The sequence below is a fragment of the Loktanella sp. DJP18 genome, from assembly GCF_049310965.1.
Lineage (GTDB): Bacteria > Pseudomonadota > Alphaproteobacteria > Rhodobacterales > Rhodobacteraceae > Loktanella.
Genome location: NZ_JBMERN010000049.1, coordinates 1 through 13910, shown reverse-complemented (window position 1 = coordinate 13910; position 13910 = coordinate 1). Strand labels below are relative to the sequence as shown.

Annotated in this window: 13 protein-coding genes; 6 read left to right on the top strand and 7 right to left on the bottom strand. The window is 63.8% G+C overall.

The genetic code is table 11. The features are described from left to right. Positions 1–92 precede the first annotated feature (92 nt). The 3 genes from ACOI1H_RS14335 (at position 93) to ACOI1H_RS14325 (ending at position 2473) form a co-directional block, all read left to right on the top strand. Positions 93–1130, top strand: coding sequence for a replication initiator protein A (locus ACOI1H_RS14335; protein WP_422438446.1), 1038 nt, complete (start codon positions 93–95; stop codon positions 1128–1130). A gap of 261 nt (positions 1131–1391) precedes the next feature. Beyond that, positions 1392–2090: a ParA family protein gene (locus ACOI1H_RS14330; RefSeq protein ID WP_422438445.1), complete on the top strand. Its 699-nt coding sequence runs from the start codon at positions 1392–1394 to the stop codon at positions 2088–2090. Then, complete coding sequence (locus ACOI1H_RS14325; RefSeq protein ID WP_422438443.1) at positions 2087–2473, top strand: hypothetical protein; 387 nt, start codon at positions 2087–2089, stop codon at positions 2471–2473. Before ACOI1H_RS14330 ends, ACOI1H_RS14325 begins: the two co-directional genes overlap by 4 nt. Before the next feature lie 181 nt (positions 2474–2654). On the opposite strand, the gene ACOI1H_RS14320 is transcribed toward ACOI1H_RS14325, so the two are convergent. From ACOI1H_RS14320 to ACOI1H_RS14290, 7 genes are all read right to left on the bottom strand, one after another. After that, complete coding sequence (locus ACOI1H_RS14320; protein ID WP_422438441.1) at positions 2655–3296, bottom strand: VPLPA-CTERM sorting domain-containing protein; 642 nt, start codon at positions 3294–3296, stop codon at positions 2655–2657. A 640-nt stretch (positions 3297–3936) separates the two neighbouring features. Continuing rightward, on the bottom strand, positions 3937–4059 hold the full coding sequence (locus tag ACOI1H_RS14315; protein ID WP_422438439.1) for a hypothetical protein: 123 nt from the start codon (positions 4057–4059) through the stop codon (positions 3937–3939). Positions 4060–4062: 3 nt separating this feature from the next. Continuing rightward, complete coding sequence (locus tag ACOI1H_RS14310; protein WP_422438438.1) at positions 4063–4770, bottom strand: rhomboid family intramembrane serine protease; 708 nt, start codon at positions 4768–4770, stop codon at positions 4063–4065. Continuing rightward, positions 4767–6017 carry a hypothetical protein gene (locus ACOI1H_RS14305; RefSeq protein ID WP_422438437.1) on the bottom strand — a complete coding sequence of 417 codons (1251 nt, stop codon included), beginning with the start codon at positions 6015–6017 and terminating at the stop codon, positions 4767–4769. The genes ACOI1H_RS14310 and ACOI1H_RS14305 overlap by 4 nt, the downstream gene beginning before the upstream one ends. A gap of 22 nt (positions 6018–6039) precedes the next feature. After that, positions 6040–6648, bottom strand: coding sequence for a polysaccharide biosynthesis/export family protein (locus ACOI1H_RS14300; RefSeq protein WP_422438436.1), 609 nt, complete (start codon positions 6646–6648; stop codon positions 6040–6042). A 124-nt stretch (positions 6649–6772) separates the two neighbouring features. Continuing rightward, the gene (locus tag ACOI1H_RS14295; RefSeq protein ID WP_422438435.1) at positions 6773–9259 is read right to left on the bottom strand and encodes a tetratricopeptide repeat protein; all 2487 of its coding nucleotides are present in this window, start codon (positions 9257–9259) and stop codon (positions 6773–6775) included. Between the two features lie 106 nt (positions 9260–9365). Continuing rightward, positions 9366–10061 (bottom strand): sugar transferase, encoded by a 696-nt coding sequence (locus ACOI1H_RS14290; protein WP_422438434.1) that lies wholly within the window; start codon positions 10059–10061, stop codon positions 9366–9368. Positions 10062–10501: 440 nt separating this feature from the next. On the opposite strand from ACOI1H_RS14290, the gene ACOI1H_RS14285 reads away from it, so the two are divergent. The 3 genes from ACOI1H_RS14285 to ACOI1H_RS14275 are packed head-to-tail and all read left to right on the top strand — an operon-like array spanning position 10502 to position 13805. Next, a complete protein-coding gene (locus ACOI1H_RS14285) occupies positions 10502–11398 on the top strand; it encodes an ExeA family protein (RefSeq protein ID WP_422438433.1) in 897 nt (298 codons plus the stop codon). Next, positions 11395–12951, top strand: coding sequence for a GumC family protein (locus tag ACOI1H_RS14280; protein ID WP_422438431.1), 1557 nt, complete (start codon positions 11395–11397; stop codon positions 12949–12951). The genes ACOI1H_RS14285 and ACOI1H_RS14280 overlap by 4 nt, the downstream gene beginning before the upstream one ends. A 14-nt stretch (positions 12952–12965) precedes the next feature. Then, on the top strand, positions 12966–13805 hold the full coding sequence (locus tag ACOI1H_RS14275) for a CpsD/CapB family tyrosine-protein kinase (RefSeq protein ID WP_422438430.1): 840 nt from the start codon (positions 12966–12968) through the stop codon (positions 13803–13805). Positions 13806–13910: the final 105 nt, after the last annotated feature.

Here is a 13910-nt window from a genome sequence, read left to right as displayed (position 1 = left end):
AGCGTGTGTGTTTCCCGAACAGTGACACACGCGGGGTGTGTGTGTTTCCCGAACACTTGCCCACGCCGCCACCGCTGCCACGGAGACCGGACATGAGCACGCACCTGAAGCCGCAGAAATATCCGCAGGGCGATCTGTTCGTATGCGACATCACGGACGTGATCCTCAAGGACGACATGGCCTCAATGGAACACCCATTCTATTCGCTGTCGAAAAAGCCCGACCGCGAACCGCGCCGCTATGAATACAAGGGCCAGTGGATCGAGTTCCGCCCGTCGATCAAGGGGATGCCGACGATCTACGACAAGGACCTGATCATCTATGCCATCAGCCAACTGATCGCAGGGATGAAGGACGGCCGCGTGGTGTCCAAGCGGGTCCAGATTGATCCCTACGCTTTTCTGGTCTTCACCCAGCGCGGCGTCGGTGGGCGCGACTACGATGCCCTGTGCGACAGCCTGGACCGGATCGACGGTACCCGCTTTCGCACCAACATCCTGTTCGAGGGTACCCGCACCGATGAATGGATGGGCATCATCGACGGTGCCAAGATGAAGACCGACGACAAGACTGGCAAGATCCAGTCGCTGGAACTGAAGCTGAGCGACATGGTGATCTCGTCGGTCGAGGAAATGAACGTGCTGACGCTGCACAAGGATTATTTCCGCCTGTCCCGCCCGATCGAACGGCGGGTCTACGAGATCGCGCGCAAGGCAGTGGGCCAGGACGAAAGCTGGGCCTTCCGGATGATGACGCTGCACATCAAGTCGGGGTCCAAGGGCACCCTGCGCGAGTTCCGCCGCCAGATGAAACCGATCATCGAAGGCGACTACCTGCCAGACTACCACATCGTCTTCGACGAAGATGCGGATCTGGTGACCTTCATCAACCGCAACACCATGCCGCTGGACCGCGACCGCGTGGCGGGCGACGCGGCCGAGATCCGCGCACGGCTGTCATCCAGCGCCTATGCCGCCGCGCGCGAGCTGGCACCGGGCTGGGATGTGCAGGTTCTGGCAGGAAAATTCGTCGTCTGGTGGGCCAAGACCGGCAAGTCCACTCCCTCTTCGACCGATGCGCTGTTCTTCAAGTTTTGCCAGACTTGGTATGACAAGAACGGACGGCCCTGAACCACGGCCTTTCACCAGTTGCAAGGCTAGCGGCTAGCTCAATGATAGCGACCTAGTAGCTACCAGATAGCTAGTCGGAAGCATCCCGATAGCGACCAAGCCTATACCCCTTTTTTCAAGGGCTTTGCGGGGTGTGCTGATGCACAATGGAAACAGCGATCCAACTGATATCCGGACGATGGGAAAAGATAGCTACTCGTTAGCTTTCCGATAGGGTTAGGCTGGATGCAATAAAAACCATAACGGCAGGAGAGCAGACCCATGCCCGTCATCGCATTCGCCAACCCCAAGGGGGGCGCCGGCAAGACCACGGCCGCGCTGTTGCTGGCCTCTGAACTGGCCAGCCATCAGGCGCAGATCACCATCATCGACGCCGACCCCGAACGCTGGATTTCGCAATGGGCCAAGCTGCCCGGCAAGCCCGACCGGATCCGTATCATGTCCGAGGTGACCGAGGACAGCATCGTCGATCTGATCGCGGACGAGGCCGCGCGGTCGCAGTTCGTCATCATCGACCTGGAAGGGACCGCCAGCTTGATGGTCGCCAACGCCATCGGCATGTCCGACCTGGTCATCATCCCGACACAGGGTGGATCCATGGACGCCAAGGGCGCGGCCAAGATGATCCGCCTGATCCGCAACCAAGAACGCATGACACGCCGGCCTATCCCGCACGGCGTGCTGCTGACCCGGACCAGCGCCGCGATGATGAGCCGGTCTTTGCGCAACGTGCGTGACCAGCTCGCGGCCTCCGACATCCCGCTGTTCGACACCTCCATCGTCGAGCGCGCCGCGTTCCGCGACATCTTCGACTACGGCGGCTTGCTGGCCGATCTGCCGGTTACCGGCGTCAGCAATGTCGCCAAGGCGCGGGTCAACGCCGGGGCCTTTGCCGCCGAGGTGATCGAACGACTGCGCCCGCCCGCCAAGGCCGCCGCCGCCGCGCGGGAGACGGCATGATGACCCGGAGCCGTGCCGATCTTGGATTTTCCGACACCGCAGATGCACTGGACCTGAGCGATTTTGCCCCCGATCCGCAGCCCCAAACGCGCCAGCGCCCCGAGGCGGCGCTGGCGCGCGCGGTCGCCGAACGGACCGGTTTCAGCAGCCGCGAGGCGGCAGGGCAGGGGGGTAGCACGCCGGCAGCCGCTCCGGTGGCACCACCTCAGGCCGATCCTGTCCCGGTCCGCCGCCGTCGCACAGGGCGCAACGCGCAATTCAACCTCAAGGCGCGACCGGATACCATCGCTGCGTTCTGCGCCGTAGCGGATCAGCAGGGGTGGGGTCTGGGAGAGACGCTGGAATACGCCGTGGCGCTGCTCGAACGGGAATACCGCCGCTGAGGTCCCGTTTACCGCGCCGACGTGCGTAGGCGGCACTCAGCCATAGGCGGGTCTGCTATAGAGCAGCTAGAATAATGCGCCGAGGTAAGACGTTTGGCACCAATAGAAAGTTCAACAGAGCCCTCGGAGATGCAAAAGGCCCGAAGTATCCTTCGGGCCTTTCATTTCGTCATGGCTGAAGTCAGGCGGATTTCTTGCGCCGGCGCAGGGCGAGTGCACCAAGCCCACCCAGCAGCAGCAGAGCCGATGCGGGGGCCGGGACTGGTGTTACCATGAGGTTGTCTATGCGGAGCGTACCGCCGTCAGTTCCGGAAAAGTTCACAGAAAACACGTTCGTGAAGAGTGGCGAAAGGTCCTGAATTGAGGCGAACGAGTATGACACGTTGTTCTCCAACCCGTCGGTGTCATCATCGTTTGCAGTGATGAATGCGCTGCCATTTGCGCTGCTCACAGTGAAGCTCCCATTGTCCACCAGTCCGGTAAACTCGAACAGGAAATCGAACAGATCAAAAGCTTGGCCATCAACGCGGCTCAAAGTTGTTGATGAGAAATTTGCGTTACCGTTGCCACCCGCGGTGATCTTCAAGCAGGCTGGATCGGAAGACGTTGCGGGGGCCAAAAACGGGCAATCCTGTCCGCTCACACCACTATCGCCACCTGCACTGTCAAGACTAGCAGGAACGAACTGAAATCCGTCTTCGACATAGGTCTGACCGGTCTTTGTACCGTCCGAAAAATTGATCGTCGCAGCGTTGGCAGCGCCACCGATCAACATGACTGCGGCCGCAGCCATGGTGACGTTCCGAAATGTAGATGATTTCATTATAGCCTCCTCTAGAAGAGCAAAAGTTTCAGAAGAACACAAGTTTGGGCAAGGATGATGGATCGCCACAAATTTGCCACAACAATGAAGTTGTCATAACAAATTCTTAACGCCGAGTCACGAAGAAATGCTTGACAGCCAGTAATCTTTGGGCCGGGTTTTCGGTTTAAAATGAAGGGTAGGTCGTGGAGGCGAGAGCCCGTAGGGGCCGGAAAACGATACAATTCTGCCCCACCGATCCTCAAACTCAGGAAAATGTCGCTTCCAGCGCGATTTTCACGATGTCGCCGAAGGTGCGTTCCCGGTCCGATGACGGCAGTGCCCCGCCAGTGATGATGTGGTGTAGGGTGATTCGAATTACTGATTCGTATTGGGCAATGATTCATGCCTCTCAAACCATCTGCGCTGTGGTGGATCAGCAGGGCAGGGGCTTAGGCGAGACTCTGGAATACGCCGTGGCACTGCTCGAACGGGAATACCAACACTGAGGTCCCGTTTACCGCGCCGACGTGCGCAGGCGGTCCCTAGAGCGGCGGGTAATGCCGGGTAGCAGTCAGAGCCACGCCGCCGTCCATCCCGGCCATGCCGCCGGCGGCGTAGGCCAGCAGCGCCGCCAGCGGGCCTTGACCTCAGATCAGCGTCAGACCGTCCCCGTCAGGCCCGTCAGGAACCCGATGCCCAGCCACAGGATCAATACCGGGTCCTCGATGCAAGATGTGCCAGCGACGTGCCATGGCGCGTCATACAGGCCGGCGATGAACATTGCCTAAATCCGGCGGTTCTGTGCCCCGGCCGGTGCCAAGCGGTCGGGCAGGGCCCAGGCGGTCGCCGCGCCGGCCAGAAAACCGCCCAAGTGCGTCTGCCAGGCCAGCAGCCCGTCCAGGCTTATCCAGACGACGAGGTTCAGCACGACCAGCAAGACGATGACGCCAAGGACCTGCAGTCCGCCGTGCCGCAGCAGCGCGCAGTCGCGCCAGAGCCACCAGGTCCAGGCCCCGGCCAGGCCGAACAGGGCGCCGGACGCACCGACCATCGGCTGCGGCGACCGGCTGAGCAGGGCGAAGCACAGCGCGCCACCGACGGCTGATGTCGCGTAGATGATCAGGAATCCGCGCTGGCCGGCCCGCTGGCAGGCGATCTGCCCCAGCCCGACGATGGTCAGCGCATTGCCGGCCATGTGACCCATGTCGGCATGCAGCAGCGCGTAGGTCGCGAACATGGTCAAGGACTGGGCAGCGAAGTTCGGGGTCCAGTTGCCCAGCAGGCCCGGCCAGAAGGCCCCGTACTGATAGGCCAGAGACCGCCAGCGCAGCGTGCCGATCCAGCCGCGGTCGCTGGCCTGCAGCACCAGTTCGATCACGACGATCAGCGCCAGCACGCCCGCCACCGCCAGCGGAAACCTCCACAGGGCAGGCCCCAGCCGCCGCCGCGGCAGAGGCTGGGGATCGGCCGGCGCGGGGGGCTGGTCGGTCATGGCCGGTAGGTGAAGGTGCGTCCGATCGACAGAAACCCGGTCTCGCTGTGTGCGCGGGCCACCCCGGTTTCATCGCGCAGTTCACTGCGCACGCCCGCCGACAGCGCCCAGTCCGGCGTCAGTTGGAACGACTGCGAGGCAGACAGGCTGGCGGTGCGGGCCGTGTCGCCGGTATCGTCGCGGGTTTCGGCATAGCCGAAGCCGATCTGCAGCGACGACAGCGGCGTCAACTGTTGGCCATAGCTGGCCTGCGCGGTGGTCAGGCGCCGTTCCGTGCCGTCGGTGGCGGTGGCATAGCCGCGGCTGGCAGACAGATCGATCTGCCCGGTCGGCAGCGCATACCGATAGCTGAGCTGGCCGGTAAGATCGGTGCCCCCGCCGGGGGCGAAACTGACGCCCGCGCCAAGCGTCAGCGCCGTGCCGGGCAGGGCAAATGTCCGGCCCAGCTGCAGGCCGAACCGGGTGCCGTCATCGGTCTCGTCGGCGCTCAGGCTGGCCGAAAGCGCGCCGACCGGCCGGTCGAAGGCCAGCCCCAGCGTGCCGCCCACCCGATCGGTGCGTGGGCTGCCGTCTTCGTCGTAGATCGCATAGCGCAGGCCCAGGTCGGCCCGCAAGACCGGCGTGATGTCCAGCCGCACACCGCCGTCGAGGCTGAGCGTCTGGCTATCCGGCTCGACGGTGGCGGCCTGGCCGTCGTAGGTAACGCTGGCCAGGCTGGCGCCCAGCCGGTAGCCGGCGGGATCCGTCTTCCCCCAGGTCACCTGCGCCCCGATCTGTGCAGTCGTGCGGTTGCCGTCCAGCGTCAGCGTGTCGAGATCGGCTGGCAGGATGACGGTGCCGTCCGCGGTGGTGAAATCGGCCAGGCTGCGCAGGCTGTCGACACGGGTCCGCTGCACCGCACCGCTGATCGTCAGGTCGGCATCCGCCGCGGTGCGGGCATAGCCTAGGGACAGCCGCGGTGCCGCCAGCTCGGCCCCCGCGTCGTCCAGTTGCAACCCGCCCTGCAGGTCGATGGCCAGCCGCTGGTTCCGGGTCTGCGTCAGGTAGCCCAGCGACAGGTTGGTCGTCGCCACCGGCGAGATGTCAGAGCCGCCGGGATCGAGATTAGGGTTGCGGCCGATGCCGAGGTTCTGGCTGATCCCAAAGGTCAGCTGCATGCCGCCGTCCTGCGCTTCCTGGGCTGCCAGTGGCGCCGCCAGGGCCACAGCCAGGGCCGCAGTGCCGAATCCGATCACGGTACGCGCCATCAGGCGTTCCACCCCAGCGATCTTATTCGAACAGGCGGCGTTGCGGGATGACGATCACATCGCCTTCGGCCATGGTCACGTTGCCGTTGGGGCTTAGTCCGGCCACGATCAAATCGTAGTCGATTTCGTAGATGGTATCGCCCCGGCGCAGCTGGATGCGGCGGGTGGCGGCGAAATTCGTGAAACCGCCGAAGGACGCGAAAGCCTGCAGCAGGGTCGTCCCCGGTTCTAGTTCAATCACCCCGGCATTGGCCGCCTCGCCCAGCACGAACACCTTGATCACCGGGTCGGGCACCGGCTGGCGCGGGGTCGCGGGAATGCGGGGTGCCAGCGAATCGAGCCCGACGAAGACGGTGGGCGGATTGGCGAAGTTCGGCCCCAGTTGGGTCGCCAGTGACGACATGACCTGATCGACCGTCCGGCCACCAGCCTGTACCGATCCGGCCCCCGGCAGCGAGATGCGGCCATCAGGCGCCACGAGCACGACACGGTTCAGGGTCGGATCCTCGACCACCTCGATGCGCAACATGTCGCCGGCCTTGAGCCGATAGGCGTCCTGCGCCTGCGCCGTGGTTGCGGCACCGAAGGTCAACGCGGCGAGGGTGATAAAAAGAAAACGAAGCAGGGTCATCGCGAAACCTTTGACACGAGAGTGGAGCGCCTCGCAGGCGCTAGGCTGCATCCTAGCGCGCCACACCGCCCGCAGGAACGGCAATTCGTAACGGGCGGCCATCTAGTGCCCTTGGGGCCACAGATCAATTGTCGGATCCGGTGCCGACCGCGGCGTCGGTCCCCGCTTCGGGGGTGGCCGCCGGCAGGCCTGCAAGCGTTTCGCGCGCGGTGGCGAACTGAGGCAGGGTGCTGTCGCCCGCGATTTCCAGCGCGCGCGTCAGCACCGGCCGGGCATCCGCGGGACGATCCAGTGCCACATAGACCATCCCCAAGTGAAACTGCACCAGCGGATCGTCCGGCAGACCGGCGGCGGCGGATTCGAGATAGGTCAGCGCCTCGTCGAGGTTGTCCTGCCGGTAGGCGATCCAGCCGTAGGTGTCCTGGAAGGCCGGCACGTCTGTGCTGCGCAGGCGGCGCGCGATCGCCTCGGCCCGGGCCAGGCTTTCCGGATCGTCACGGTGGGTCGCGATCAGGCTGGCCAGATTGTTGGCGACGATCACGTTGCCGCTGTTGCGGGCATAGAGATCGTCGTAGATCGCGATTGCGCCCTCGATGTCGCCCGCGGTCTCAAGCTCGCCCGCGCGCATCACGGCCAGCGTGCCAGCCTGCGGCATCCGGTCCAGCGCCGCGGTCAGCACGTCGCTGGCGTCGGCGGTCCGATCCTGGCCGCGCAGCAGGTTGTAGAGCATCTGCACCGGTGCCTCGGCCTCGGGCAAGCGGGCGATGGCGTCGCGCAGGCCATCTTCTGCCCCCGCGACATTCCCTTCGGCAGCCTTGAGGTTTGCATCCAGCAGCTTGAGCGCATCGTCATCCGGGGTCGCGGCCAGCGCGCTGTCGAGCACGCGGCGGGCCTCGGATATGTCGCCCGCGCGCAGCTGAAGCTGGATCATCTGCAGCACGGTACGGGTGTCGGCATCGCCCCCGGTGATCGCGCCCTGCAGAAAGTCCACGCCTTCTTCCAGCCGGTTCTGCGCGACCAGCAGGGCGGTCTGCAGGGTCTTGGCGGCTTCGGTCGCGGCGGGGGTACCGGCCTCGTTCAGATCACCGATGACCCGTTGCACCTGCACCCAGCTTTCCTGGGCCAGCAGCCGTTCGCCTAGCAGGGACAGGATCTCGACATTGCCGGGGTTGGCGGTGCGGGCATCTGCCAGCACGTTGAGCGCGGCGGCATTGCGGCCGTCCTGCAGGAGGAAGCGGGCGTAGCGCAGCGATTCCGGTGCCGCCGACTTCGATACGTTAACCGCCTGCGCCAGCCGTTCGCCTGCCAGATCCTTGTTGCCGTCGCGTATATAAGCGTCGGCCATCAGGGTCATGATCTCAGCGTCCTGCGGACTCTGATCGACGGCGGCGCGCAGATCGACCAGCGCGGCCGTCGGATCGTCGTCGCGGATCGCCCCGGCCGCCCGCATCTTGAGCGCCGCGACATTGGTGGGGTCGGCGGCCAGCACCTGTTCGATCTGCGCACGCGCGCCGACGATGTTGCCGGTTTCGGCCAGCATCTGCGACAGCATCATGCGGATCCGGCTGGTCTGGTCGGACGCCGTCGCGTCGGCCAGGATCCCTTCCAGTGTGGCGATGGCACCGTCTTTCTGGCCCTGGCCGAAGTCGATGACTGCGGCCAGCGCCCGGTAGATGTCGGCGTTGTCGGCATCCGCATTGGCGGTGGCCAGCCGGTCCAGTTCGGCCCGGGCGGCGGCGTCGCCCTGCGTCACCTGCAGGAACTGCACCACGGACAGATGCCCGTCGATCGGGCCGGTGTCGTCCCCGGCCAAGTCGCGCAGAAAGGATTCCGCCCCCGCCGTGTCGTTCTGGGACATATACCAGCGGATCAGGTCGCCGGCCAGTTCCTCGTTGTCGGGGAACAGTTCGACCATGGTCTGCAGCTGTGCGCCGGTGCCGGCTATGTTGTCGGCATCATTCAGCAGGCGCAGCTTGAGCAGGTTCAGCTGATAGTCGTCGGGCGTCAGCGTCAGCGCCTTTTCGATTTCGGGCAGGGCTGCCTGGGGATCGCCGCTTTGTAGCAGGCTGTCGATCACGACGCGTTGCGCGATCTCGTTATCGGGCAGTTCGGCCAACAGGATCCCGGCCTTGTCCGCCGCCGTCGACATGGCGGCGCTGTCGCCGCTGTCGGCCGCATTCTGATAGTCGAAGGCCGCCTTGAGCACGCGGGCACGCGGATCGTCCGGCACGATTGCATCGGCGGCGGCGAAATGGGTCCGGGCCTCGGTCAGGTCGCCCAGCTTAAGCGCCAGTTCGGCCATGGTCAGGCGCACGTCGGCCAGGTCCGGCTGCGCCTCGGCGATATAGCGATACTGCTGGTAGGCCCCGGCCAGGTCGCCGTCGTCCAGCAGAAGCTGCGCGAGGGTACGCCTGGCCGGTTCGTGGAAGGCGTCGTTTTCGAAGACGTTGCGCAGTTCGACCTTGGCCCTCTCAACATCGCCGCTGGCCAGCAGCGCCTGCGCTGACTGGAAATAGTCTGCCGCCCGTTCGGCATCGTTCTTGCAGCCGGCCAAGCCGACCGTCCCGAAGATCAACAGGACGCAAAGCGTGAGATGGCGAAATGACAGCATAGTGGATTTTCCTGATCAACGAACGTCCGATAGGCTCTCTCATGTCATGCCCGACGCGCGGGGCAAAGCAAAAGGGCGGGGGGCCGACTTCACATGTCGGTTGCGGTCAGTATCCGGTGCCGCGTATCACGACACGCACCGTTGCGACCAGAATCCGCAGATCGGTCAGCAGCGACACGTCGTGTGCGTAGAGCGTGTCGAAATAGGCCCGTTCGCTGAACGTGCCTTCGTTGCGGGCCGAAATCTGCCAGTAGCCGGTGATCCCGGGGCGCAGGTCGAAATAGGCGGTGCCGGGATACATCACACGTTGGTCGCACATCATCGGGCGCGGTCCGACCAGACTCATATCGCCAATCAGCACGTTCCACAGCTGCGGCAGCTCGTCCAGCGACGACTTGCGCAGCAGGCGACCGAACGTGGTGATCCGGGGATCGCATTTGAGCTTTTGCAGCGAATCCCATTCGGTCTTGGCGTCTGGGTTGTGGTCCAGATAGCCTTGCAGGCGGGCCTCGGCGTCGCTGACCATCGTGCGCAACTTCCAGATGCGATAGACTCGGCCGTTCCGCCCCAGTCGATCCTGGGTAAAGAAGGGTTTGCCGCCATCCAGCACCACGCACAGCGCCAGAAGCAGGACAAGCGGCACCACGAAGGGCGACGATAGCATGATCGCCACGATGTCGATCACCCGCTTGGCGAAACTGAGATAGGGACGACGCACTACGATCGTGGAAACCAATACGAGACGGCCGTCGACCTCGGCGGAAGCTTCTTCGGACGACAGATTCCGAAAATGTGTTGCCATAAAATCACGAACCCATCGCTATCTGAACTACTATTACTCTTTTCGTTGACGATCTAGTGCGATCCGCCCGCATCCCACATCGTCATTACTAAATAGAATCAATTAATGTCGTTATTGTATCTAATATCTGCCCTAAATCACAGGACCTTGGGGCCAAATAAGACGGAATCCCTAAACTTAAGCGTTTTTGAAAACAAAGGGTTAGTATCTGGCGGATTGTCGCCGGGCAGGAATAAATGCCGTTGAAACCGGGTTGGCCCTGCATGCCACTGCTTTTACCTTGCGACACGCGCTTCTACCCTCCGGTAGGGGCTGAGTCGGCGATGCGTCTGGATTCATCGCAACGCATAGGGTAGAGCCACGACGCTGCGACAGATGTCGAACATCCGCCTGATTTTGCAGCCATAGACAAAGCAGGGCCGCAGGGCAGACGGAACGCGATGAACATGGCCACGACAATGGATATCTACCTGGCGCACTTCGGGCTGCATCAGCGACCGTTCTCGCTGTTGCCCGACCCCGAGTTCCTGTTCTGGTCCAAGGCCCACATGCGTGCCTACACGATGCTGGAATACGGCCTGCTGACCCGCGCGCCGATCACCCTGATCACCGGAGAGGTGGGGGCTGGCAAGACAACCTTGCTGCGCCACCTGCTGGACAACGTGGCGGCGGATCTGACGATCGGGCTGATCTCGAACGCCCACGGCGACCGGGGCGAGCTGCTGCGCTGGGTGCTGCAGGCGCTGGACCAGCCGGTCGCGGGCGACGATACCTACGTGGCGCTGTTCAGCCAGTTCGAACGGTTCCTGATCGCCGAATACGCCGCCGGCCGCCGGGTCGTGCTGATCTTCGACGAGGCGCAGAACCTGACCCGCGAGTCGCTTGAGGAACTGCGGATGTTCACCAACATCAACTCGGGCAAGGACGAGCTGCTGCAACTGGTGCTGGTGGGTCAGCCCGAACTGCGCGACCTGGTTCGCCAGCCTGGTCTGTCGCAATTCGCGCAGCGGGTGGCGTCGAGCTTTCATCTGCCGCGCCTGGATCTGGATTCCATGCAGGCCTACATCGAACGCCGGCTGGGGGTCGCCGGCACGACCGACCGGATCTTCACGACCGCGGCGATCGAGATGATCCACGCCGCCACCGCAGGCGTGCCGCGCTTGATCAACCAGCTATGTGATCTGTCGCTGCTTTACGCCTATACCGATGATCAGCTTAAGGTGACTGGTACCACGGTTCATCAGGTTTTGGGAGACGGGGTGTTTTTCGGGGGTGGTGCCGAGACTGATATCGATGCCGTCTTTCACGAATCGCAAGGAAAGAGTGCGCCGCAATGACGGATCTGAGATTCTATCTGGCCATCTTCTGGCGCAGGCTGCCCTATTTCCTGCTTTTGCTGACGACTGGCACCGCGCTTGGCGTGACCGTGGCGATCATTTCGCCCGCCATCTACGAGGCGCAGGCCCGGCTGGTCGTGGAATCAGAACAGATTCCCGACGAGATGGCGTCATCGACCGTGCGCACCGATGCCACCGAACAGCTGCAGATCATCGAACAGCGGATCCTGACCCGGGACACCCTGCTTGAGATGGCCAACCGTCTGGGCATCTACCAAGGCGCAGGGACGCCCGACACGCCGATGACGCCGGACGACATCGTAACCGACATGCGCCAGCGCATCGATATCGTGACCCAAGGCGGGAGTGCCATCCGGGGTCAGACCCAGGCGACCATCGTTTCGGTCTCGTTCAGCGGTCCGACCCCGGCGCTGGCCGCCAACGTGGCCAACGATGTCGTGCAACTGATGCTGCAGGAAAACGTCTCCATGCGGACGGGGGTCTCCGGGCAGACGCTGGATTTTTTCACCCAGCAGGTCAACCAGCTGGAACAGGACCTGACCCAGTTGAACGGCCAGCTGCTGCAGTTCCAGGAAGCCAACCAGGACGCGCTGCCGGAAAGCCTCGAGTTCCGCCGCACGCAGCAGTCGGCGGCGCAGGAGCGGTTGCTGGAACAGCAGCGGGATGAAAACGCCCTGCGTGACCGGCGCGACCGGCTGGTTGCGCTCTATGAACAGAACGGCAATATCGAACCACTGACCCAGCCGCAGGCGATGACGCCCGAGGCGCAGCGGCTGCGCGAGCTCCAGGATCAATACGCCACGTCGGTCGCCGTGCTGTCGCTGGACAACCCCCGTGTCGCGGTGCTACGCCGGCAGATCGACGCGCTGGAACAGACCGTGGCGGCCGACGGCGCACTGAACAACCCCGACGGTCAGCCGATGACGGCCTACGAGCTGCAGTTGGCGGATATCGACGGCCAGCTCGAGTTCATTACGGGCCAGAAGGAACAGATCCAGGCAGTGCTGGATGCGCTGGATGCGTCCATCGCGGCGACACCCGCGAATGCCGTGACACTAGGCACGCTACAGCGCAACTACGACAACCTGCGCACCCGCTACGACCAGGCGGTGGCGAACAAGGCCCAGGCCGAAACCGGCGATGTCATCGAAAGCCTGTCCAAGGGCCAGCGCATCACCGTGCTGGAACAGGCCGTGCCGCCCTCCGAACCCACCAGCCCGAACCGCAAGAAGCTGGCCGCGATGGGCTTCGCCAGCGGCCTCGGCATGGGGTTTGGGTTCATCATCCTGCTCGAACTTCTGAACACCGCGATCCGCCGCCCGGCCGATCTGATCGGCGGGCTCGACATTACGCCGCTGGTCACGGTGCCCTACCTGCGCACCCGTCAGCAGATCTGGCGCCGCTGGTTGATCGTGCTAGGCGTCTGTCTGGTCTTGCTGCTGGCGGTGCCTGCGGTGCTCTGGTATGTCGATACCTATGTCCGGCCCCTGGAACCCCTTCTCGAGGCGGTCCAGCGCCGTCTCGGCCTTTAACGAGGACACCCGTCATGGAAAAGATCCAGAGCGCGATCGCCAAGGCGCGTGCCGCCAGGACCGATCAGGATGTCGCCGGCCCGCCATCGCAGGCGCAGGCGACCACGGCACCGGTCGCTCCCGCCGCAGCAGCCGCGGCAGCCGTTACCGAGGCCTGGAAAAAGCTAGCGACGTTTGCGCCGCCGGCCAAGCTGCTCAAGCGGCACCGCATCGTGACGGCGGCCGAAACGGCAGAGGGGATGGCGCAGTTCGACAAACTGCGCACCCGGGTGATGCAAGAGATGCGCGCGAACGGCTGGCGGCGGCTGGCGATCACGTCGCCCACATCGGCCTGCGGCAAAAGCACGGTTGTGCTAAACTTGGCCTTCAGCCTGGCCCGGCAGACCGATCTGCGCTTTGTGGTGAATGAAATCGACATGCGCCGGCCGTCGCTGGCCCGCACTTTGGGGCTGAGTGGCAGCCGGAGCTTTGCCAGCGTCCTGCAGGGCGACGCGGATTTCGCTGACCAAGCGATCCGGCCCCGGCCGAACGTGGCGCTGGGGCTGAACCAGACCCCGATCCGCAATTCGGCGGAATTGTTGCAACGTCCGTCCGTCGGCATTGCGCTTGCCGAAATCGAGGCCAAGTTCGATCCCACGCTGACCCTGTTCGATCTGCCACCGATGCTGACCAATGACGATGCGATGGCTTTCATAGGGCAGGTCGACTGCGCGCTGCTGGTTGTCGCCGCCGGTTCCTGCACCCTGCGCGAGATCGATACCTGCGAACGTGAACTGGCGACTCAGACCAATGTGTTGGGCATTGTGCTGAACAAGTGCCGGTATATGGACCGCGATGCCGGCCACGACTACTAATCCTACAGCTGACGTCCGGCAGGCAGGACTCCGAACGCAAAAGGACCGACTTTCGTTGGCCCTTTTGCATTGGTATGACCGTCTGACGGATCAAGCGGCCTTCTG